Origin of the sequence: Streptomyces sp. NPDC048277, from assembly GCF_040652235.1 — a bacterium.
Taxonomy (GTDB): domain Bacteria; phylum Actinomycetota; class Actinomycetes; order Streptomycetales; family Streptomycetaceae; genus Streptomyces.
The window spans coordinates 231,079-252,655 of sequence record NZ_JBEZLQ010000017.1 but is presented as its reverse complement, the minus strand read 5'-3'; the positions used below and the strand labels follow the sequence as shown (position 1 = coordinate 252,655).

Sequence of the window (21,577 nt, the reverse complement as noted above, 5' to 3'; positions counted from 1 at the left end):
TCGCCGACTCCCTCGGCGCGGCCGTCGGCGCCTCCCGCGCCGCGGTCGACGCCGGCTGGTACCCGCACACCAACCAGGTCGGCCAGACCGGCAAGAGCGTGTCCCCGCAGCTGTACATCGCCAACGGCATCTCCGGCGCCATCCAGCACCGCGCCGGCATGCAGACCTCCAAGACCATCGTGGCGGTCAACAAGGACGCCGAGGCCCCGATCTTCGAACTCGCCGACTACGGCGTCGTCGGCGACCTCTTCGACGTCGTCCCCCAGCTCACCGAGGAGATCAACGCCCGCAAGGGCTGATCCTCGCAGCCGGGCTGTCCGAGGCCCCCGTGACCGGCACCGGTCACGGGGGCCTCGTCGTGTCAGCGCAGGCTGAGGGAGACCTGCACGGGCAGATGGTCGCTCGGGAACTGACCGTGCATGGAGAAGGTGTTGATCGTCGCCTGGTGGGTGGTCACCCCGGGCGAGGTCAGGATCCAGTCGATACGGTCGCCGTTCGGCTTGAGCCGGTGGTAGCCGTGGAAGGTCGCGTACAGGGTGCTGCGCCGCTCGGCCGCGTCCCAGGCGTCGACGAGACCCGAGCTCACCAGCGTGGTGTAGGCCGGGTTCTTGTGCGCGGCGGCGTTGAAGTCGCCGGTCACCACGACCGGCAGCGCGGGGTCGAACTCCGCGATCCGCTGGGTGAGCAGGGTGGCGCTGCGCTCGCGCGCGTACTGGCTCCGCTGGTCGAAGTGGGTGTTGGCGACGTAGAACTCCCGGCCGTCGTCGGCGAGATCGCGGAAGCGGACCCAGGTGACGATGCGCGGGAACGCGGCGTTCCAGGTGTTGGAGCGGATCACCTCCGGGGTGTCGGAGAGCCAGAAGGTGTAGTGCTCGACGGGGGCCAGGCGCCGGATGTCGTAGTAGATGGCGGTGGACTCGTCCCGGCTGCCGCCCTCGCGGCCGGTGCCGATCCAGTCGTAGTGCGGTCCGAGGTCGGCGTCGATGTCGCGCAGCTGCTGGTAGAGGCCCTCCTGGGTACCGATGACCTGGGGGTGCGCGCGGCGCAGCAGTTCGCGCATCACGGGTCTGCGGTCGCTCCAGCTGTTGGGTTCGGCGGTGCTCGCGTACCGCAGGTTGAAGGTCATGACGTCGAGCCGGGGCGAGCGGCGGGGCGGGGCCGAGGGGGTCGCCCGGCCGGCCCGCAGGGTGGCGGACGGGGTGGAGGAGGCGGACGAGACGGAGATCGCGGCACTGGAGAGGGGCACGGTGACCGCCGCGGCCAGGAGGACCTTCAGGCCCAGACGGCGGGTGACTCGGCGCTGGTTCGGCACGGAGGCTCCTTCGATGGCGACGGCCGGACGAGTCGTGCGGGAGGCGAGTCCGCGCAGAGAGTGTGTTACCCAGGTGTGTGATGAGCGTGAACATGCCCAGATGGGGGCGTGTCGCCCCGTGGACATGGTGTTGACCACTCCAAAGGCGCCCGGATAACTTCACACAACGGATTGTTGATTCCGTACAGTGGAAAACAGGAGGCGTGGGATGGGTCAGGGCCAGCAGGAGAAGGTGGCGACGAGCCTCGCCGGCGCCGTCAGCGAGGAGATCAGCGCCTCCCTCGCCCCGGTCGACGCAGAGCTGGAGCGCCGCTACCCCGGCGACCCCGGCACCCGCCGGCCCGTCCACACCGTCTACGTTCCCGGCGACGCCTTCGACGCCGGCACCATCCGCTCCTGGGGCGACCGGGCCCTAGCCGCCCTCGGCGAACACGCCCCCGACGCCGCCTCCTTCGCCGCCGTCCTGGGCCTGTCCGACGACCTCGCCGAGCCCGTCCACTCCCGCGTCCGCGCCAAGCTGGAGCGCGAGCCGATCGAAGACCTGCGGGTCGACTTCGAGGACGGCTACGGCCCCCGCCCCGACGCCGAGGAGGACGAGACGGCGGCCCGGGCGGCGCGCCTGATCGCCGAGGCGTACGCCAACGGGACGGCGGCACCGTACATGGGCATCCGGATGAAGTGCATGGAGGCCGCGGTACGCGACCGGGGCATCCGCACCCTCGACATCTTCCTCACCGGGCTGACGGCCCACGGCGGACTGCCCGACGGCCTCGTGCTGACCCTGCCGAAGGTGACGTACCCCGAGCAGGTGAGCGCCTTCGTACGGCTCCTGGAGGCCTTCGAGAAGGCACACGGCCTGGAGCCCGGCCGGATCGGCTTCGAGATCCAGATCGAGACCAGCCAGGCCATCCTCGCCACCGACGGCACCGCCACCGTCGCCCGGATGATCCAGGCCGCCGAGGGCCGCGCCACCGGACTGCACTACGGCACCTTCGACTACAGCGCCTGCCTCGGCGTCTCCGCCGCCTACCAGGCCAGCGACCACCCGGCCGCAGACCACGCCAAGGCGGTCATGCAGGTCGCCGCCGCGGGCACCGGCGTCCGCGTGTCGGACGGCTCCACCAACGTGCTCCCGGTCGGCCCCACAGCCCAGGTGCACGACGCCTGGCGGCTGCACTACGGCCTCACCCGGCGCGCCCTGGCCCGCGCCTACTACCAGGGCTGGGACATGCACCCGGGCCACCTCCCGACCCGGTACGCGGCCGTCTTCGCCTTCTACCGCGAGGGGTTCGAGCAGGCGGCCGCCCGGCTCGCCCGGTACGCCAACCGCGCCGGCGGCGACATCATGGACGAGCCCGCCACCGCCAAGGCCCTCAGCGGCTATCTGCTGCGCGGCCTGGACTGCGGCGCGCTCGACATCGCCGAGGTGGCCCCGCTGACCGGTCTGACCCGGGCCGGCCTGGAGGGCTTCGCGGCACCCCGGCGCGGTGACCTGACGGCCTCCGGCAACTAGCAGGTCGCGGCCAAGTCACAGCTTTTCCAGGCTACTTGAACCGTGCCTGCCACCGCGCCGTACTCTGGTGCGCCATTCACACATGTGTGTCAGGAGCGGGGCTGTGGTGTCGGGTTCGTACGGACAGGCTGACGGGACCGGTCGCCTGCTGGCCGGGAGGTATCGGGTCGTGGCCCGGCTCGGGCGCGGCGGCATGGGCGTGGTGTGGCGCGCGGTCGACGAGGTCCTCGGCCGCGAGGTCGCCGTCAAGGAACTGCGTGCCTACACGGACAGCGCCGGGCCCGAACTGGCCGATCTGCGGATGCGGATGCAGCGCGAGGCGCGGGCCGCCGCCCGGGTACGCCATCGCGGTGTGATCGTCGTGCACGACATCGCCGAGGTCGACGGCCGGCCGCTGATCGTCATGGAGCTGGTCGACGGCCCCTCTCTGGACGACGTGCTGCGCGACCGGGGCACCCTCGTCCCGCAGGAGGCCGCCCGGGTCGCCGCCGAGGTCATGGACGCCCTGGCCGCGGCGCACCGGGTCGGCGTCCTGCACCGCGACGTCAAGCCCGGCAACATCCTCCTCGACCGCTCGGGCCGGGTCGTCCTCACCGACTTCGGCATCGCCACCATGGAAGACCCCGGCGACGGCTCCGCCACCCACCTGACCCACAGCGGCGAACTCGTCGGCTCCCTCGACTACTTGGCACCCGAACGGGCAAGGGGCGCGCATCCCGGCCCGGCCTCCGACGTCTGGGCGCTCGGGGCCACCCTGTACGCGGCCGTGGAGGGCGCCTCGCCCTTCCGCCGTACCTCCACGTTCTCGACACTCACCGCGATCGTCGACGAGCCCCTCCCCGAACCCCGCAGGGCCGGCCCGCTCGCCCCCGTTCTCCGGCGCCTGATGGACAAGCGGCCCGACTCCCGCCGGGGGCGGAGGAGGCCTGCGAACTGTTGCGGACCGTGGCCCGGGAACCCGTGACGGACGTGCCGACGACGCCCCTGCGGACGCCCGCACGGCCGGAGCCCGCGCCCGGGGAGCCCGTGGCACGTCCGGATACGGGACCTGCCGAGGGATCCGCCGAGGGATCCGCCGAGGGGCCCGCCGAGGGGCCCGCCGAGGGGCCCGCCGAGGGGCCCGGCAAGGAGGCACCGGCCGGCCAACTCGCCGAGGAACGCGCTGAGATATCCGGCGAGGGGCGCTCCGAGGGGCCTCTCCAGGGTCCCGTCGAGGCGGTCGAGGCCCAGGAGGCAGGCCGGGCCGCATCCGCCCAGGAATCCACCGAGGAGGCCGGGCGGGCGTTCGCCGAGGGGCCGGCCGAGATGCCCGGCGAGGGGCCTTTTCTCGGGGCCGGCCAGGCGGCCGAAGCCGCTGGCGCCGCTCGGCAATTCGTCGCGGGGTCCGGGCCGGCGTTGGCCGAAGGGCCGGTCGAGGTGTCCGCCGAGGTGTCTGCCGAGGGAGCTTTTCCCCGGGGCGGCCAGGCGCGCGGCGAGGTGGCCGGGTCCGGGGGCCCCGGTCAGCCGCCATCTGCTCAGGAATCCGTCGAGGGGCCTGGCGCGAGGCCCCTTTCCGGAGGAGGCCAGGTGGTCGAGGCGGAGGGCAGCGGTCGGGTGGCCGCCCACGGCTTAGGCTCCGTACCCCGTTCCGCCGGTCCTGACGGGCCGTTGAGACCCACCCCACCGCGCCGCGTCGGCCGCCGGGCGGGGCGGCTTGCCACGGTGGCCGTCGCCGCCGTCCTCGCGACGGTCGGGCTGACCGTCGCCCTGCTGAACGACAAGGGCCACCCGGCGAAGCCGGACGCGGCCCCGGCCCCCTCGATTCCGCCCGGGGCCTCCGAGAGCGTCACCGGCGCCGACACAGGGCACTCGGCCGAGCCGGATCCCATGGGACAGGGCGAGGAGACGAGCGCCGCTCCGGCCGGTGAGGCCACGCACGCCCAGGACGGCAGGCCGACGGTCCGCGCCTCCGCAACGGCACCGGCGGCGGGGACCTCCAGCCCCGGCCCCGCCACCGGTTCGGGCACCGCCACCGCCACTGCCACCTCGACCCCTGCCCCGGTCTGCCAGTCCACGGGTGCCGGCACGTACACCTGCCTGGTCTCCAGCGCCGCAAAGTCGTACACCGCCGACGGCACCAAGGTCGGCAAAGTCCACCCGGGCAGCCACCCCTTCTACTGCCAGGCCGACCTGGGCCGCCGGGCGAGCCACGGCCAGTCGACCAACGTCTGGTGGGCCAGGACCGACGACGACAACGGCAACACCGGTGTGTACATCAGCGACGTCTACATCAGCGGCGGCGACAACGACGAGCCGGTCCCCGGGCTCCCCGTCTGCTGAGCGCCGACGTACCGCTCCAGCCCCGACGCGACCGCCCAACTCCGCTCGGCGAACAGCCGGGTGCCCTGCCGGCACAGTTCCGCGTCGGCCCGCGCCCGCGCGCAGAACTCCTCGGGCGTGACGCCGAAAAGCCCCCTCAACTCGGCGGACTCGGTGAGGAGTTCGGTGAGCAGGGCGCGCTCCCCGGGATGGCGGCGGGGCGTGCCGGTGCCGTCGTGCAGGACGCCGTGCCGGTTCACGTACGCGTGGACGCCGGGGAGGGCCGTGCCGTCCGCGAGGCCGACGCGTACATCGGGGGCGGGCAGCCAGGCCCGGCCGAAGTTGCCGTCGGGCAGCGGTACGCCCTCGCTCGCGTCGATCACCTCCAGCTGCCGCCCGTCCAGCCAGACGACGAACAACTCCCGTACCGTCGTAGGGGATTCGACCGGGGAAGCGGAGACATAGCCGAGGCGGCTGATGTGCGCGGAGACGCCCACGTCGAGGCCGGTCACCCGGGCGCGCACCATGGGGATCGTTCCGGTCACCCCGAACTCGGCCATCTTGTGCCGGAGTTGGGCGGGGGAGGCGTTGGAGCCGACCGCGAGGACCGGTACCCGGCCGTCGTCGTACACCAGCCGGTCCAGTGGTGACAGCCGGTCGCCGTCGAGGAGTCCGGAGTCGGCGGGCCAGATGCCGGGGTAGGCGAGCGGATGGTCGCGCGGCGCCTCGTCCAGCCCGAGTTCCGCGAGCGTACGGCCCGTCATGGGCGGCTCAGTCCGCCGGCGGCAGCTCACCCGAGCCGCGGGTGATCAGCCGGGTCGGCAGCTCGATCCGCTCCGGCGCCAGGAGCGTGCCGTCCAGCTGGCGGAAGAGCCGCTCGGCGGCGGTGCGGCCGAGCAGGGCCGAGTCCTGGGCGACGACGGTGAGGCCCGGAGTCAGCAGATCGGCGAGTTCGATGTCGTCGAAGCCGACGAGCGCGACCGGGCGGGTGTGCTCGGCCAGCACCCGGATCACGGTGACCGTGACACGGTTGTTGCCCGCGAAGATCGCGGTGACCGGCGACGGGCCGGACAGCATCTCCTCGGCCGCCCGGCGCACCCGCTCCGGGTCCGTCACGCCGAGCGAGTTCCACGCGTCCTCGACGGGTATCCCGGCGTCCTCCATCGCGGACCGGTAGCCGCGCAGTCGCTCGGCCGCCGTGTGGATGCGGGGCATGTCGCCGATGAACCCGATCCGCCGGTGGCCGTGCGCGATCAGATGGGCGACGCCGTCGCGGGCGCCGCCGTAGTTGTCGGAGAGCACCACATCGGCGTCGATCTTCCCGGCCGGGCGGTCCACGAACACCGTCGCCACGCCCGCCCGTATCTCCGGCTCCAGATAGCGGTGGTCGTCCCCGGCCGGGATCACCACCAGCCCGTCCACCCGCCGTGCGCACAGCGCGAGCGCCAACTCCTGCTCCCGGTCCGGGTCCTCGGCGCTGGACCCGTTGATCAGCAGCGCCCCGTGGGCCCGGGCCACCTCCTCCACCGCGCGGCTCAGCGGGCCGTAGAACGGGTCCGCGAGGTCCTCCAGGACGAGACCGATGCTCGCGGTACGGCCCTTGCGCAGTACCCGCGCGCTGTCGTTGCGGCGGAAGCCCAGCGCGTCGATCGCCTCCTGGACCCGGCGCTCGGTGTCCGGGGTCACCCCGGGCTCGCCGTTGACCACACGGGACACCGTCTTGAGGCCTACACCGGCGCGCGCCGCCACGTCCTTCATCGTCGGCCGGGTGCCGTAACGGGAGCCGGGAAGACGGTCTGCACGGCGGGAGGTCTCGGGCACGATGCGGCGTCCTGTCCTGTCGTCCACGGGGCTGTCCACGGGGGATGCAAAGGTCCATGGGTTTGTATGAGGATGTGGCGTCGAGCATAGAGCCTGGACAACGTTGTCAGATGCGAGGGACACTGTCCACCGCAATCTCCGGCCTGCGCCCCCACCGCTTGACCGGCTACTGCCATTCACTCGGCTACTCATGGTTGACGGGGAGATCTGACTCTGATGCACACCGACCTCGTGGCGGCCCTCGACATCGGCGGCACCAAGATCGCCGGCGCTCTGGTGGACGGTCACGGACGGATCCAGGCGCGCGCCCAGCGCGCGACGCCCGCCCAGCAGGACGGCGAGACGGTCATGGGGGCCGTCGAGGAGGTGGTCGGCGAACTCGCCGCTTCACCCCTGTGGGGACGTGCCGGCTCGCTCGGCATCGGCAGCGCGGGACCGGTGGACGCCTCCGCCGGCACCGTGAGCCCGGTCAATGTGCCGGGCTGGCGGGACTTCCCGCTGGTCGAGCGGGTGCGCGCGGCCGCCGGCGGGCTGCCGGTCGAGCTGATCGGCGACGGCGTCGCCATCACGGCCGCCGAACACTGGCAGGGCGCGGCCCGCGGCCACGACAACGCGCTGTGCATGGTGGTGTCGACGGGCGTCGGCGGCGGCCTGGTGCTCGGCGGCAAGCTGCATCCGGGCCCCACGGGCAACGCGGGCCACATCGGCCACATCAGCGTGGACCTCGACGGGGACCCGTGCCCCTGTGGGTCGCGCGGCTGCGTGGAACGGATCGCGAGCGGTCCCAACATCGCCCGGCGGGCGGTGGAGGGCGGCTGGCGGCCGGGGCCGGACGGTGACACCTCGGCGGCGGCGGTGGCGGCCGCGGCCCGGGCCGGCGACCCGGTCGCGGTGGCCTCCTTCGAGCGGGCCGCGCAGGCGCTCGCGGCCGGGATCGCGGCCACCGCGACCCTGGTCGAGATCGACATCGCGGTGATCGGCGGGGGCGTGGGCAAGGCGGGGGACATCCTCTTCACGCCCCTGCGCAAGGCGCTCACCGACTACGCGACCCTCTCCTTCGTCCAGCGCCTGACGATCGTGCCCGCGCAGATGGGCACGGACGCGGGCCTGGTGGGCGCCGCGGCCGCCGCACTGGCCCGCAGGCCGGACGCGACGGCGGCCGGCGTCTGACGACACCCGCAGAACACCGCAGGAACGTTCAAGCCCGGCCGGCCGGGGTCCAACCCCGGCCGGCCGGGCTCGCTCGGCTGCCGGGTTCCTGGTGCGGCGGTCTGCGTCGGAGAGGCGCAGGTCATCCGGTGTTCTGCCCGGTCGGGCGGAATGTGTGGACGACCTCGATCGTGCCGACGATATGCGCGTTGAACTCGTCCAGTTCCTCCGCCGGTACCCACAGCTCCAGGATCGTGCTGCCGCCGGCCTGCCGGACCGGATAGCGGCCGGCGAACTCCGCGTCGACCTCGAAACGGGTCACGAATCCGGCGCCGTCGTGCTTCACGTTCCAGTCCCGGGCGATCCTGATCGCGTAGTCCTCGTCGAGCACCGGGTAGAAGATCGGCTGCTCGGGCAGCCGGGGCGGCCAGGCGCGCCATTCCAGCTCCCGGACCAGATCGAGCTCCACCGGGCCGGTGGGGCGCCAGAGGGTCGTGGTCGGTCGCGGGCTGCTCATGGCGTACGGCTTCCTGTGCGGGCCGGGCCGCGGGTGGCGGCCGGTCGGAGCCCCGACGCTACCCGCGCCGCGATCACCCAGGCCACCCGGTTTCGGGGCCCGCGTGCCGGGTTGCTCCGGTCGCGGGTGCGGGCGTGACCCCCGGTCGTCGGGGGAGTTGAGACGGGCATGAAGAAGCGCAGCATGCTCGCCATCGCCAGTCTGGCCACCGGATTCGTCGTGGCCGCCATCACCCCCTCCCACGCCGCCGACAACGGCCCGCTCGGCGACCTGAACGTCTCGGACACCCTGGAGCACGCCGACCACATCGTGAGCCAGGACAGCTTCCAGGCCGACGAAGGCCTGTTGGGGGAGAAATAACCCGGCCGGGCGGTCGGGAGCGGTGGTGCCGGTGTTCCGTAGGGGGCACCGGCCCTTCCGTTTTCGCGGCCTCAACGGGAACTGGTTTCCGTGGCAGTGTGGAGCGGGCAAGCCACAGGGGGCCAACAGCAGAGGGGGAGTCCGTGATCGTCTGGGTCAACGGCGCGTTCGGTGCGGGTAAGACCACCACCGCACGTGAACTGATCGAACTGATCCCGAACAGCACGTTCTTCGACCCCGAGGTCATCGGCGGGACACTGGCACACCTGCTCCCGGCCAAGCACCTCGCCGAGGCCGGTGACTTCCAGGACCTGCCGATCTGGCGACGCATGGTGATCGACTCGGCGGCCGCGATGCTCGCCGAGCTGGGCGGGACCCTCGTGGTGCCCATGACGCTGCTGCGCCAGGACTACCGCGACGAGATCTTCGGCGGCCTCGCCGCTCGCCGGATCACCGTCCGGCATCTGTGTCTCACCCCGGCCGAAACGATCCTGCGCGAGCGAATAGCCGGGCGGGAGATCCCGCCCGACCTGCCCGACGGCGAGATGCGCGTCCGGCAGTGGTCGTACGACCAGATCGAGCCCTACCGCGCCGCCCTCGCCTCCTGGATCAGCGCCGACGCCCACCTCGTCGACACCAGCGACCTCAGCCCGTACGAGACGGCGGTGCGGATCGCCGAGGCGGTCGGCAGCGGTGAGGCGGCGGCATGCGACATCGTGCAGACCCCCGAACCCACCGCCGAGACCATCGCCGCGGGCGTCCTCCTCTTCGACGAACACGACCGTGTCCTGCTCGTCGACCCCACCTACAAGGCCGGCTGGGAGTTCCCCGGCGGTGTCGTCGAGCCCGGCGAGGCCCCCGCCCAGGCCGGCGTGCGCGAGGTCGAGGAGGAGACCGGGATACGGCTGGAGAAGGTACCCGGGCTGCTCGTCGTCGACTGGGAACAGCCCGCCCCGCCCCGCTACGGCGGACTGCGGCTGCTCTTCGACGGCGGCCGGCTGGACTCCGTCGAGGCCGGGCGGCTGGTGCTGCCGGGGCCCGAGCTGCGCGACTGGCGGTTCGTCACCGAGCAGGAGGCCGCCGCGATGCTGCCCCCGGTGCGCTACGAACGGCTGCGCTGGGCGCTGCGGGCCCGTGAACGCGGCGCCGCGCTCTATCTGGAGGCCGGCGTCCCGGTCGGTTGACATTCCCTGATGAGGTGTCAAGTGCCCATGTTCTTGGCGTGGTTGGCGGCAAATTTGGCATTCCCTGGGCATGTGTAGAGGACTTTGCCCGGTGCGGAAGGTTCCTAGGGGAAACCGAGGGTGAATTGAAGCCGTGACGGTATGAACAAGAACGTGAAGGAGGTACACAAACGTTCTACCGTCGGTGCGCAGCTCAACTTCCTTGCGGCCGCTGGCCGCCGTGCACAGGCCGGACATCCACCGGTCGAAGGAGGGGATATGCGCGCGCACACTTCGGCCCTCACAAGGGGACTCGCACTGACCGCCGGGCTCGTCCTGGCGCTCGCCGCCTGCAGCAGCGGGGGAGGCGGCGGGGGCAGTGGCAGCAAGGGCACCTCGGCCGGTCTCACGTCCTGCTCCACCGAGGGCCAGGCCGACACCTGCAACTCCGCCGCCACCAAGACCGGCGGCACGTTCACCTACGTCATCGAGAAGAACGTCCAGCAGTGGAACGTGCAGGACACCAACGGCAACACCTTCGAGAACGCCGAGGCCCTGAGCCCCGTGCTGCCCCAGGTCTACATCCCGCAGCCGGACTTCAGCGTCAAGCTCAACACCGACCTGGTGAGCTCCGCTTCCCAGACCGGCGCCAGCCCGCAGACTCTCGTCTACAAGATCAACCCCAAGGCGTCCTGGAACGACGGCACCGCGATCACCGCCGACGACTTCATCTACTACTGGCGCACCAACGACGGCAAGGACTGTCCGCCGCCGCCCGCCAGCGACTCCACCCAGACCAAGGGCTGTCTGCCGCAGAGCACCGCCGGCTACGACCGGATCAAGTCGGTCACCGGCTCCGACGGCGGCAAGACCGTCACCGTGGTGATGGCCAAGCCGTACGCCGACTGGAAGTCGCTGTTCGGAGCGGGGTATCCGCTGTATCCGGCGCACGTCGCCGAGAAGCTCTCCGGCGCCACGGCCGGTGACGCGGCCCATATGACGGCCGCTCAGATGACCGAGGGCTGGCAGTACTTCCAGAAGAACCCGCCCACCAAGTACGCGACCGCGGGTCCCTACAAGATGACCGAATGGGTCGACAACGACCACGCCACCTACGAGCCCGACCCGAAGTGGTGGGGCCAGAAGGCCACCCTGCAGCGGCTGATCTTCAAGGTGATCTCGGACGCCACGCAGGAGCCGATCGCGCTGCGCAACAACGAGGTCCAGGGCATCTACCCGCAGCCCGAGGTCGACCTCGTCAACCAGGTCAAGGCCATCCCCAACGTCACCTACACCATCGGCAACGGGCTGACCTGGGAGCACTTCGACCTCAACCTGCACAACCCGGTGATCGGCAAGTACCTGGCACTCAGGCAGGCGATGTTCACGGCCATCAGCGTCAAGGACATCATGGCCAAGACCGTCGCCCAGTTCGATCCCGGCGTGAAGCAGCTCTACAACCACAACTTCGTTCCCGGACAGGCTGGTTACCAGGACGTGGTCAGTGCCAGCGGCCAGGGCTCGGGTGACCTCACCAAGGCCAAGAAGTACCTCACCGACGCCAAGTTCACCGGAGTCGGTACCGCCCTGAAGACCCCGGACGGCAAGGCGGTCGGACCCTTCAACTGCCGCTACACCACCGGCAACCAGATCCGGCAGAGCGAGTGCCAGATCCTGCAGAGCGACCTCGCCAACCTCGGGATCAAGGTCACGATCAAGCCGATCGGCGCCGCCGACCTCGGCACGGTCCTGGCCGGCCACCAGTACGACATCATCGTCTTCGCCTGGGTGGCCTCACCGTTCCCGTTCAGCAACGCCCAGCAGACCTGGTCGACCGGAGGCGGCGGCAACTTCGGCGGCTACAGCAACAAGCAGGTCGACTCCCTGATCAGCCAGGCCATCGGTGACACGGACACGACCAAGGCCGCGGCCCTGCTCAACCAGGCCGACCAGATCATGGTCAACGACGCCTACGTGCTGCCGCTGTACCAGAAGCCCACCTTCCTCGCGGTGCAGACCCGGTTCGTGAACATGCGCAACAACTCCACCAATGTCGGACCGCCGTACAACGTCGGCGAGTGGGGCCTCAAGAAGTAACCCCTCCTGGGACCCAGTCGGATCCGATTCCCGGCCCCGGTGACCCCGGGGCCGGGCCTCCGCGAGAGAAGACCCCATGCTCGCCTACGCCGTGCGCCGCATCCTCGTCTCGATACCCGTACTGATCGTCTCGACGTTCCTCGTGTTCCTGGTCGTCGTGAACTCCGGCGACCCGGTGGCCAACTTCGCCACCTCGCGGCAACCCCCGCCCAGCAAGGCCGCCGTGGCCGCCTTCGCCCGGCACATCCACGCCAACGAGCCGGCCGTGGAGCGCTACTGGAACTGGATCACCGGCGTCCTGCACGGCGACTGGGGCCCGTCCGTCCAGGCCAACTTCGACATCGGGCACGACCTGTTCACCCGCTTCCGGGTCACCGTCACCCTGGTCGCCGCCGCCATGCTGCTCGCCCTCGTGATGTCCGTCGTCTTCGGCGTGTTCAGCGCGATCCGCCAGTACAGCGCCGCCGACTACACCATCACCTTCTTCGGCTTCCTGTTCCTCGCCATGCCCGTGTTCTGGTTCGCCGTACTGCTCAAACAGGCCGGCATCTGGTTCAACCAGGAGACCGGCAGCCAGTTCCTCGGGACCATCGGGGAGAAGTCGCCGTACCTCGAAGTGGACACCACCTGGAACGAGTTCACCGACCGCATCGGTCATCTCATCCTGCCCACCATCACCCTCGCACTCGTCTCCTTCGCCTCCTGGACCCGTTACACCCGCGCCTCCATGCTCGAGGTCATGGACAGCGACTACGTCCGGCTCGCCCGCGCCAAGGGGCTGCGGCGCGGCAAAGTGCTCACCCGGCACGCCCTGCGCACCGCGCTGATCCCGCTCGCCACCGTCACCGCCCTCGACATCGCGATCATCCTCGGCGGCGCGGTCATCACGGAGACGATCTTCCAGTGGCACGGCATGGGCGAGATGCTCGTCCAGGCCGCCACCACCCTCGACGTCTACCGGACCATGGCCTGGCTGCTGCTGTCAGCCGTCGTCGTCATCGTCTTCAACCTCTTCGCCGACCTCCTCTACGCCGTACTCGACCCGAGGATCCGCTATGACTGACATCGGGGCACTCGGGCCGACCGGCACCCAACCGGCACCCACGGATCACGAGTTCACCGTCGTGCAGCGCAGCCAGGCCCAGCTCGTCCTGCGCCGCTTCCTGCGCCACCGGGCCGCGATGATCAGCCTCGTCGTCTTCGTGCTGATCGTGCTGTGGGCGTTCATCGGCCCGCACTTCTGGCACTACTCGTACGCCAAGTACACCCCCGACAACTCACAACCCCCCTCCTGGAAGCACCCGTTCGGCACCGACTCCTCCGGGTACGACGCCTACGCCCAGGTGATGCGCGGCACCCAGACCTCCCTGAAGATCGCCATCCTGATCGCGCTCGGCTCCACCCTGGTCGGCGCGGTGTGGGGAGCGGTGGCGGGCTTCTACCGGGGCTTCGTCGACGCGCTGATGATGCGCATCGCCGATCTCGTGCTGACGCTCCCGCTGTTCGCGATCGCGCTGGTCATCTCCTCGCGCAGCGGCGGCTCCTGGTACTGGATCGCCGTCGTGATCGCCGGACTGACCTGGGCGTACGTGTCGCGTGTGGTGCGCTCGTCCGTACTATCGCTGCGCGAGAAGGAGTTCGTGGAGGCGGCCCGGGCGCTCGGCGCCTCCGACACCCGGATCATCTTCCGCCATCTGCTGCCCAACGCGCTCGGCCCGATCATCGTCAACGCCACGATCCTGGTCGCCACCGGCATCCTCACCGAGACCGCCCTGTCCTTCCTCGGCTTCGGCGTCCAACCCCCCGACACCTCCCTCGGGTTGCTCGTCGCCCAGGCGCAGACGGCGGTCGACACCCGGCCCTGGCTCTTCTACATCCCCGGCGCTTTCATCATCGCCATCGCCCTCACCATCAACTTCATCGGCGACGGGCTGCGCGACGCCTTCGACCCCCGGCAGCAAAGGGTGCGACAGTGACGGCCACCGACACAGGCAACGGCAACGGCGCGGGCGACGGCACCGGCATCAGCAAGGGCATCGACAGGGTGGTGGGCAGGGGCGAGGAGTCCGGAGCCGTGCTCGAAGTCGAGGACCTCAGCGTGGAGTTCCCCACCGAGGACGGTGCCGTACGGGCCGTACGCGGCGTCGGCTACCGGCTGGAGCGGGGCGAAGCACTGGGCATCGTCGGCGAGTCCGGCTCCGGCAAGTCGGTCACCGCACTGGCCGTGATGGGGCTGCTGCCCGGCTCGGCCCGGGTGCGCGGCTCCGTGCGGTTCGAGGGCAACGAACTGCTCGGCATGTCCGACGCCCGACTGTCCGACGTGCGGGGCAGCGGCATCGCCATGGTCTTCCAGGACCCGATGACCTCCCTCAACCCCGTCTACACGGTCGGCTACCAGATCGCCGAGACCCTGCTCCGGCACAACCCCCGGCTCGGTAAACGCCCGGCCCGCGAACGCGCCGTGGAACTCCTCGGCACGGTCGGCATCCCGAGCCCCGAACGGCGCGTCGACAGCTATCCGCACGAGCTCTCCGGCGGTATGCGCCAGCGGGTCGTCATCGCCATCGCGATCGCCAACAACCCGGACGTGATCATCGCCGACGAGCCCACCACCGCCCTCGACGTCACCGTCCAGGCCCAGATCCTGGAGGCCCTGGAGGCCGCCCGCGCCGAGACCGGCGCCGCGCTCGTCCTGATCACCCACGACCTCGGAGTGGTCGCCGGCCACACCGACCGGGTCGCCGTCATGTACGCCGGGCGGATTGTGGAGACCGGCTCGGTCGAGGACATCTTCTACACCCCGCGCATGCCCTACACCCTCGGCCTGCTCGGCTCCCTGCCCCGCCTCGACCGCGAGGAGGACCGGCTGACCCCCATCACCGGCTCCCCGCCCTCGCTGCTCAACCTGCCACCGGGCTGCCCCTTCGCACCCCGCTGCCCGATGCGCCGGGAGCCCTGCGACACCACCGAACCGGCCCTGCGCCCGGCCGGATCCGACGCCCACCACAGCGCCTGCCACTTCGCCGACGAACTCGTCGACGCGGCGGCCGGCGAGGTCTTCGACGCCGTCGGCGCCGACACCGAGGCCCTGGCCCGGTTCGCCGACCAGGAGGACGATGCCCGATGACCGATCCGCTGCCCCCGCTGCCCGGCCACGGCGGCACCGGCGAACCCGTCCTCCAGGTCCGCGACCTCGTCAAACACTTCCCGGTAATGTCCAAGGGCGTCGTCCCCCGCCGGATCGGTGACGTGCACGCCGTCTGCGGGGTCTCCTTCGACCTGCACGAGAACGAGACGCTCGGCCTGGTCGGCGAGTCCGGCTCCGGCAAAACGACGATCTCGCGCACCCTGCTCCATCTGGAGAACGCCACCTCCGGCACGGTCCGCTACCGGGGCCACGACCTCACCGAACTGAGCCGACGCCAGATGCGGCCCCTGCGCCGCGAGTTGCAGATCGTCTTCCAGGATCCGTACGCCTCCCTGGACCCCCGTATCTCCGTCCACGAGATCGTCGCCGAACCCCTGCGCATCCACGGCCGTTACGGCCCCGGCGCCGGCGACGAGGTGCGCGAACTGCTCCGGCTCGTCGGCCTCAACCCCGAACACGGCAACCGGTTCGCGCACGAGTTCTCCGGTGGACAGCGCCAACGCATCGGCATCGCCCGCGCGTTGGCGCTGCGCCCCAAGGTGATCGTCCTGGACGAACCGGTCTCCGCACTGGACGTGTCGATCCAGGCGGGCATCCTGAACCTGCTGATGGACCTCCAGGCCGAACTCGGCCTGTCCTTCCTCTTCGTGGCCCACGACCTCTCCGTCATGCGCCATGTCGCCAGCCGGGTCGCCGTCATGTACCTGGGCCGCCTGGTCGAGATCGCCCCCGCCCGGCAGCTCTTCGCCCGCCCCGCACACCCCTACACCCAGGCCCTGGTCTCCGCGATCCCGCTGCCCGACCCGCGCAAGGAACGCGCCCGCAGACGGATCACCGTCCAGGGGGACGTCCCGAGCCCGGTCCGCCCGCCGAGCGGCTGCCGCTTCCGCACCCGCTGCCCCAAGTTCGCGGGCCAACTCACCGACAGCGAACGCACCGCCTGCGTCGAACAGGTACCGGACCTCGTCGACCGGGGCGGCGGCAACCCGGTCGCCTGCCACTACGCGGAGAGCGTGCAGCTGCTGTAACCGTCCACGTACGGGAACGGCGTCAGCTGGCTCTCCTGCCCCAGCCTCCGGCAGAAGACCTCCATGCCCACGGCGAGCGGGGCGTGCCGGAGCAGCAGCTCGGCGGCGGCCCGCGGGATCCCCTCGGGCCGCTTCCCTTCGGCACAGGCGCGCACGAACTCCGCACGCTCCTCGCCCCGGTATCCGTACAGGGCGGTGACGAGCCAGATCACCAGGAAGTAGGCGGAGTACGCGCTGTCGTAGTGGCGATGCCGGTCGAAGAAGTCCCGCTCGTCCGGGGCCAGCCGGAAGCGGGAGCTGAGCGAGAGCCCGAAGTCGGTGAGGTACAGCTGCCGGCCGTCGGTGAGGACATTGCGGAAGTGGGCGTCCAGATGCAGGAGTTGCCGCGTCCGGAGAAAGGCGGTCAGTTCCTCCAGTCGCCGCGCCACTCGGGTGCAGGCCGCATCCGCCCGTTCCGTGCGCAGTTCGGCGTCCAGCCACTCGTGCAGGGTGGACGGGAAGTGCTCCAGGAACAGGGTCAGGCTCGCGGAGGCGTCCCGCAGGCCCTCGATGCGTTCACGCAGGCCGGCGGCGCCGCCCCAGTAGGCCACCGCCCTTTCGATGTCCGCGAGTTCGTCGGGCAGCGGGTGGGGTGTGTCGGGCAGGGTCCGCCAGTGGTGCAGCAGCGGGAAGCCGGGGAAGCGGCCGGCCAGCACCCAGTTCGTCGTCTCCGTGTGCGCGGCCAGCTCCCGCCAGGCGCCGAACCCCGGGCCGCCGACGGCGCCGATGCCGTAGTGGCAGTACGGCGGAAGGCCGAAGAGGTTCGCGGTGGAGCGGGCGTGCAGCGGGTCCCGCTCCCGGTCGGTCAGGGGGATCCGCTTCACGAACACCGGGCTGCCGTCCACCGTAATCCGCACCGCTCTGCCACCGATCCCGGTGCCGAGCGGCTCGCCGGCCGCGACCAGTTCGGCCAGCTCGACATCGCTCAGCAGGGCCAGGGAGGTTGCGATGTCGGTGTGGGCGGCGATGCGGCGCGTGGTGTCGGTCATGCCCCCATGGTCACCGCGGCGGCCCGTAGGTGTCCGCGGATTCGGCCAGCACCTGCGACGCGTTCGCGGTCACCGGATCACCATGGCCGAAGCACGCGATCTCCGTGTCCAGCGCGGCCAGCCGGCGGAAGGACGCGAGGGCCCGGGCCCGGTCGAGGTTGAACACCCCGAGGATCACCGCACCGGTGACCGACACGGCCGCCACCGAGTCCCCGGTGAACAGCACGCCGTGCGCCGGGAGATGGAGCGCGATGCTGCCGTGTGTGTGACCCGGGACATGCACCACCCGGGCACCGCCCCCGAAGTCCAGGACGTCCCCGTCGGAGACTTCGGTGATCTCGTCCGGCCGGACGGGCTTGCCCGTGGGCAGTCGCTTCGCCACCTCGGCGTGGATCGGCAGCTCCCACTCCTCGAACACCGGTGGCGGGCCCGGGATCTCACCCCGGATCACCGGCGCGTCCAGGCGGTGGGCCAGCACTTCGGCTCCGCCGAGGGCCGCGAACTCGGCCGCCCCGCCGACGTGATCCTCGTGGAAATGGGTGAGGACGATCCGTCGTACGGCCGAAGGGGACCGCCCCAGCGCGGTGAGCGCGTCGGCGACCGGCCGACCCGAGCCGAGCGGGCCGGCGTCGATCAGCGTCGAGGCGCCGGTGTCCGGGTCGTGCCAGAGATAGGCCTGGCCGACCGGGAAGCGCAGCAGGTGCAGCCGGGGGAGGAGCTCGATGACGTCCATGCCCCGACCGTAGGGAGGACCCCCGCCCGGGGCGAGGGTCCTCTGCCGAGGGCAGAGCGGCCGGGCGTCAGCCCGCGTAGTTCCGGAGGAACAGCGCCTCCGCCACCGACAGCCGCTCCAGCTCCTCGGGGGACACGCTCTCGTTGACCGCGTGGATCTGCGCCTCCGGCTCGCTGAGGCCGATCAGCAGGATCTCCGCCCGCGGGTAGAGGCTCGCGAGGGTGTTGCACAGCGGGATGGAGCCGCCCTGACCGGCGTACTGCATCGTCTCGCCCGGGTAGGCGACCGCCATCGCGTCGGCCATCGCCTGGTACGCCGGGCTGGTGGTGTCGGCGCGGAACGGCTGGCCCTGGCCGACCGGCTCCGTGCGCACCCGGGCGCCCCACGGGGTGTGCGCCTCCAGGTGGGCCTGCAGCAGCTTGCTCGCCTCGGCCGCGTCCGTGCCCGGCGGCACCCGGAGGCTGACCAGGGCGCGGGCGCTCGCCTGCACCGACGGGGTGGCGCCGACCACCGGCGGGCAGTCGATGCCGAGCACCGTGACCGCCGGACGGGCCCAGATGCGGTCCGCGACCGAGCCGTCACCGATCAGCTCGACACCGTCCAGCACCTTGGCGTCCTTGCGGAACTGCTCCTCGTCGTACGCGAGGCCCTCCCAGCCCGTCTCCGGCGCGAGCCCGTCGACCGTCGTCGAACCGTCCGCGGCGCGCAGCGAGTCCAGCACCCGGATCAGCGCGGCCAACGCGTCCGGGGCGGCGCCGCCGAACTGGCCGGAGTGCAGATTGCCCTGGAGCGTGTCGATCTGGACGCGGACCAGGGTCATGCCGCGCAGGGTCGTGGTCACCGTCGGCAGCCCGACGCGGAAGTTGCCCGCGTCGCCGATGACGATCGTGTCCGCCTCCAGCAGCCCGGGGTGCTGCTCGGCGTAGCGCTCCAGACCGCCGGTGCCCTGCTCCTCCGAGCCCTCGACGATCACCTTGACGTCGACCGGGACGCCGCCGTTCGCCTTCAGCGCGCGCAGCGCCAGCAGGTGCATGATCACGCCACCCTTGCAGTCGGCGGCACCGCGCCCGTACCAGCGGCTGTCGCGCTCGGTCAGCTCGAACGGCGGGGTGGTCCAGGCGGCCTCGTCCAACGGCGGCTGGACATCGTAGTGCGCATACAGCAGGACCGTTTTGGCACCCTCCGGCCCAGGCAGGTGGCCGTACACCGACTGCGTGCCGTCCGGGGTGTCCAGTACGGCGACGTCCACGAAGCCCTCGGCGCGCAGCGCGTCGGCGACCCAGTTCGCGGCGCCCTCGCTCTCGCTCCTCGGGAACTGGGCGAAATCCGCCACCGACTTGAAGGCCACCAGCTCGGCGAGCTCCGCCTTGGCCCGGGGCAGCAGGGCGGCGACGGTCTCGGCGACCGGATTGGACGACATGGGCACGCTCCTCGTGGGTGCGACGTTGAACTGGTGAGTACATGGATCCTCCCACAGCGGCCTGCGGCGATCTCCGCCGTAGGATGCGGGGGACAGGTGACAGGTGTCGGCTTCCGGACGGACAAGGGCGTGACCCACGGCTTGGACGGACAGGGCCCGGCCCACGGCCTGACATGGCTTGATACGGCTTCTACGGCTTGATCGGAGCAGCGGACCATCGTGAGCGGCGAGAATTCTTCGGCGGACGACGTGCAGGCGGACGACGCGCAGCGGGTGTGGGACGTCGTCGTGGTGGGCGCGGGACCCGCCGGGGCCTCGGCCGCCTACGCGGCGGCGGTCGCCGGACGGCGCGTGCTGTTGCTGGAGAAGGCCGAGCTGCCCCGTTACAAGACCTGCGGCGGCGGCATCATCGGCCCCTCGCGCGACGCGCTCCCGCCGGGCTTCGAGCTGCCCCTCAGGGACCGGGTGCACGCGGTCACCTTCTCCAACAACGGACGGTTCACCCGCACCCGCCGCTCCAAGCAGATGATGTTCGGGCTGATCAACCGGCCCGAGTTCGACCAGCAGCTGGTCGAGCACGCCCAGAAGGCGGGCGCGGAACTGCGCACCGGCGCCGCCGTGCAGCGCGTCGAACAGCACGGCTCGGCCGTCCCGGACCGGCGCACGGTCGCGGTCGTCCTCCAGGGCGGCGAGACTCTGCTGGCCCGCGCGGTGGTCGGCGCCGACGGCAGCGCCAGCCGGATAGGCGCCCACGTCGGGGTGAAGGTCGACCAGGTCGACCTCGGCCTGGAGGCGGAGATCCCGGTTCCGGAGACGGTCGCCGAGGACTGGAAGGGCCGCGTCCTCATCGACTGGGGCCCGATGCCCGGCAGTTACGGCTGGGTCTTCCCCAAGGGCGACACCCTGACCGTCGGCGTGATCTCGGCGCGCGGCGAAGGCGCCGCCACCAAGCGCTACTTGGAGGACTTCATCGCCCGGCTCGGCCTCGCCGGCTTCGAACCGAGCATCTCCTCCGGCCACTTGACCCGCTGCCGCGCCGACGACTCGCCGCTCTCCCGGGGCCGGGTGCTCGTGTGCGGTGACGCGGCGGGCCTGCTCGAGCCCTGGACCCGCGAGGGCATCTCCTTCGCACTGCGCTCGGGGCGGCTCGCGGGGGAGTGGGCGGTCCGGATCGCCGAGGCCCACGACGCCGTCGACACCCGCCGCCAGGCGCTGAACTACGCCTTCGCCGTCAAGGCCGGCCTCGGTGTCGAGATGAGCGTCGGCAAGCGGATGCTCGCGGCCTTCGAGCGCCGGCCCGGGCTCTTCCACGCGGCCCTGACCGGCTTCCGCCCCGCCTGGCGCGCGTTCAAGGAGATCACCCAGGGCAGGACGTCCCTCGCCGAGCTCGTCCGCTCCCACCCGCTGGCCCAGCGCGCCCTCACCTCACTCGTTCCGGAGCCGGTCGCCGCGGAGCGGACCGCCGAGGTGGACGCGGACGACACGGACAGCGAGGGCTCGGTCACCTCGTGACGGCGATCCGGAAGACCGGGTGGTCGGGAGCGATGCGGCGCAGGTCGGCGTCGGGGGAGTCGGGGCCGACCCCGTTGAAGAAGACACCGACCTCGGCCTTCCAGCGCTTCAGGTAGGCCCGCAGCAACTCGACCTTGTCGTCGTCGGCGACCTCGGTGGCGGTGAAGACGTCCACGTTCTTGCCGAGCCGCAGTTCGCCGCCGCCGGCGGCGCGCATGTTGTGGGTCCACTGGACGTGGCCGCGCGGCGCGACCAGATACTGCTGTCCGTCGACGGTCAGCAGGTTCACGGGGGTGGTGCGCCATTCCCCGCTCTTGCGTCCCCGGACGGCGAGGACGCGGGAGCCCCAGATGCTGAGACCGCGCCGGGTGAGCCAGGCCACCGCCCGGTTGAAGATGTTGACGGTGAACCAGCCGGGCTTCTGGACGTGTGTCGACACGGTGACCCCCACAGTTCGGGAGAGCGGTGCTCTCGCTCG

The 21,577-nt window shown here is 71.4% G+C and carries 20 protein-coding genes and 1 pseudogene; 13 read left to right on the top strand and 8 right to left on the bottom strand.

The genetic code is table 11. The features are described from left to right. Nucleotides 1-299 (top strand): electron transfer flavoprotein subunit alpha/FixB family protein (locus AB0D85_RS32995; protein WP_362328334.1); only part of this gene is annotated, 299 nt, incomplete at its 5' end. A 62-nt stretch (nucleotides 300-361) separates the two neighbouring features. Here AB0D85_RS32995 and AB0D85_RS32990 read toward each other — a convergent pair. Then, on the bottom strand, nucleotides 362-1,312 hold the full coding sequence (locus AB0D85_RS32990; protein ID WP_362328332.1) for an endonuclease/exonuclease/phosphatase family protein: 951 nt from the start codon (nucleotides 1,310-1,312) through the stop codon (nucleotides 362-364). 208 nt (nucleotides 1,313-1,520) lie between these two features. Between AB0D85_RS32990 and AB0D85_RS32985 the strand changes: the two genes are divergently transcribed. The 3 genes and pseudogenes from AB0D85_RS32985 to AB0D85_RS32975 all read left to right on the top strand — a co-directional run bounded on the left by AB0D85_RS32985 (nucleotide 1,521) and on the right by AB0D85_RS32975 (nucleotide 5,144). Continuing rightward, nucleotides 1,521-2,825 carry an aldolase/citrate lyase family protein gene (locus AB0D85_RS32985; RefSeq protein WP_362328330.1) on the top strand — a complete coding sequence of 435 codons (1,305 nt, stop codon included), beginning with the start codon at nucleotides 1,521-1,523 and terminating at the stop codon, nucleotides 2,823-2,825. A gap of 82 nt (nucleotides 2,826-2,907) precedes the next feature. Next, nucleotides 2,908-3,800, top strand: a pseudogene (locus tag AB0D85_RS32980) (serine/threonine-protein kinase); the annotation flags it as partial. 51 nt (nucleotides 3,801-3,851) lie between these two features. Continuing rightward, on the top strand, nucleotides 3,852-5,144 hold the full coding sequence (locus AB0D85_RS32975) for a hypothetical protein (protein WP_362328350.1): 1,293 nt from the start codon (nucleotides 3,852-3,854) through the stop codon (nucleotides 5,142-5,144). On the opposite strand, the gene AB0D85_RS32970 is transcribed toward AB0D85_RS32975, so the two are convergent. After that, the gene (locus tag AB0D85_RS32970; RefSeq protein WP_362328328.1) at nucleotides 5,090-5,887 is read right to left on the bottom strand and encodes a hypothetical protein; all 798 of its coding nucleotides are present in this window, start codon (nucleotides 5,885-5,887) and stop codon (nucleotides 5,090-5,092) included. The genes AB0D85_RS32975 and AB0D85_RS32970 overlap by 55 nt on opposite strands. 7 nt (nucleotides 5,888-5,894) lie before the next feature. Next, nucleotides 5,895-6,971 (bottom strand): LacI family DNA-binding transcriptional regulator, encoded by a 1,077-nt coding sequence (locus tag AB0D85_RS32965; protein ID WP_362328326.1) that lies wholly within the window; start codon nucleotides 6,969-6,971, stop codon nucleotides 5,895-5,897. 189 nt (nucleotides 6,972-7,160) lie between these two features. On the opposite strand from AB0D85_RS32965, the gene AB0D85_RS32960 reads away from it, so the two are divergent. Beyond that, entirely contained in the window at nucleotides 7,161-8,114 is a 954-nt protein-coding gene (locus tag AB0D85_RS32960; protein WP_362328324.1) for an ROK family protein, read from the top strand. Between the two features lie 121 nt (nucleotides 8,115-8,235). Here AB0D85_RS32960 and AB0D85_RS32955 read toward each other — a convergent pair whose 3' ends face one another. Beyond that, nucleotides 8,236-8,610 carry a hypothetical protein gene (locus AB0D85_RS32955; RefSeq protein WP_362328322.1) on the bottom strand — a complete coding sequence of 125 codons (375 nt, stop codon included), beginning with the start codon at nucleotides 8,608-8,610 and terminating at the stop codon, nucleotides 8,236-8,238. Nucleotides 8,611-8,778: 168 nt separating this feature from the next. Between AB0D85_RS32955 and AB0D85_RS32950 the strand changes: the two genes are divergently transcribed. The 7 genes from AB0D85_RS32950 to AB0D85_RS32920 all read left to right on the top strand — a co-directional run bounded on the left by AB0D85_RS32950 (nucleotide 8,779) and on the right by AB0D85_RS32920 (nucleotide 16,406). Continuing rightward, nucleotides 8,779-8,970 carry a hypothetical protein gene (locus AB0D85_RS32950; protein ID WP_362328320.1) on the top strand — a complete coding sequence of 64 codons (192 nt, stop codon included), beginning with the start codon at nucleotides 8,779-8,781 and terminating at the stop codon, nucleotides 8,968-8,970. A 143-nt stretch (nucleotides 8,971-9,113) separates the two neighbouring features. Beyond that, nucleotides 9,114-10,154 carry an NUDIX domain-containing protein gene (locus AB0D85_RS32945; protein WP_362328318.1) on the top strand — a complete coding sequence of 347 codons (1,041 nt, stop codon included), beginning with the start codon at nucleotides 9,114-9,116 and terminating at the stop codon, nucleotides 10,152-10,154. 258 nt (nucleotides 10,155-10,412) lie between these two features. Then, the gene (locus AB0D85_RS32940) at nucleotides 10,413-12,230 is read left to right on the top strand and encodes an ABC transporter family substrate-binding protein (protein WP_362328316.1); all 1,818 of its coding nucleotides are present in this window, start codon (nucleotides 10,413-10,415) and stop codon (nucleotides 12,228-12,230) included. A gap of 76 nt (nucleotides 12,231-12,306) precedes the next feature. Then, complete coding sequence (locus AB0D85_RS32935) at nucleotides 12,307-13,293, top strand: ABC transporter permease (RefSeq protein WP_362328314.1); 987 nt, start codon at nucleotides 12,307-12,309, stop codon at nucleotides 13,291-13,293. Next, complete coding sequence (locus tag AB0D85_RS32930; protein ID WP_362328312.1) at nucleotides 13,286-14,206, top strand: ABC transporter permease; 921 nt, start codon at nucleotides 13,286-13,288, stop codon at nucleotides 14,204-14,206. The genes AB0D85_RS32935 and AB0D85_RS32930 overlap by 8 nt, the downstream gene beginning before the upstream one ends. A 47-nt stretch (nucleotides 14,207-14,253) precedes the next feature. After that, nucleotides 14,254-15,357 carry an ABC transporter ATP-binding protein gene (locus tag AB0D85_RS32925; protein WP_362328348.1) on the top strand — a complete coding sequence of 368 codons (1,104 nt, stop codon included), beginning with the start codon at nucleotides 14,254-14,256 and terminating at the stop codon, nucleotides 15,355-15,357. Beyond that, entirely contained in the window at nucleotides 15,354-16,406 is a 1,053-nt protein-coding gene (locus tag AB0D85_RS32920) for an oligopeptide/dipeptide ABC transporter ATP-binding protein (protein ID WP_362328310.1), read from the top strand. Before AB0D85_RS32925 ends, AB0D85_RS32920 begins: the two co-directional genes overlap by 4 nt. On the opposite strand, the gene AB0D85_RS32915 is transcribed toward AB0D85_RS32920, so the two are convergent. The 3 genes from AB0D85_RS32915 to AB0D85_RS32905 form a co-directional block, all read right to left on the bottom strand. After that, nucleotides 16,379-17,434, bottom strand: a complete 1,056-nt coding sequence (locus AB0D85_RS32915) for a protein kinase family protein (RefSeq protein ID WP_362328308.1) — start codon at nucleotides 17,432-17,434, stop codon at nucleotides 16,379-16,381. The genes AB0D85_RS32920 and AB0D85_RS32915 overlap by 28 nt on opposite strands. Nucleotides 17,435-17,444: 10 nt before the next feature. Beyond that, entirely contained in the window at nucleotides 17,445-18,167 is a 723-nt protein-coding gene (locus AB0D85_RS32910; RefSeq protein ID WP_362328306.1) for an MBL fold metallo-hydrolase, read from the bottom strand. Nucleotides 18,168-18,234: 67 nt separating this feature from the next. Further along, nucleotides 18,235-19,587, bottom strand: a complete 1,353-nt coding sequence (locus tag AB0D85_RS32905; protein ID WP_362328304.1) for a dipeptidase — start codon at nucleotides 19,585-19,587, stop codon at nucleotides 18,235-18,237. Between the two features lie 219 nt (nucleotides 19,588-19,806). Here AB0D85_RS32905 and AB0D85_RS32900 point away from each other — a divergent pair, with 219 nt between their 5' ends. Beyond that, complete coding sequence (locus tag AB0D85_RS32900) at nucleotides 19,807-21,099, top strand: geranylgeranyl reductase family protein (RefSeq protein ID WP_362328302.1); 1,293 nt, start codon at nucleotides 19,807-19,809, stop codon at nucleotides 21,097-21,099. Here the strand turns inward: AB0D85_RS32900 and AB0D85_RS32895 are convergent. Continuing rightward, the gene (locus AB0D85_RS32895; RefSeq protein ID WP_362328300.1) at nucleotides 21,089-21,538 is read right to left on the bottom strand and encodes a nitroreductase family deazaflavin-dependent oxidoreductase; all 450 of its coding nucleotides are present in this window, start codon (nucleotides 21,536-21,538) and stop codon (nucleotides 21,089-21,091) included. The two genes, AB0D85_RS32900 and AB0D85_RS32895, sit on opposite strands and share 11 nt — an antisense overlap. Nucleotides 21,539-21,577 lie beyond the last annotated feature (39 nt).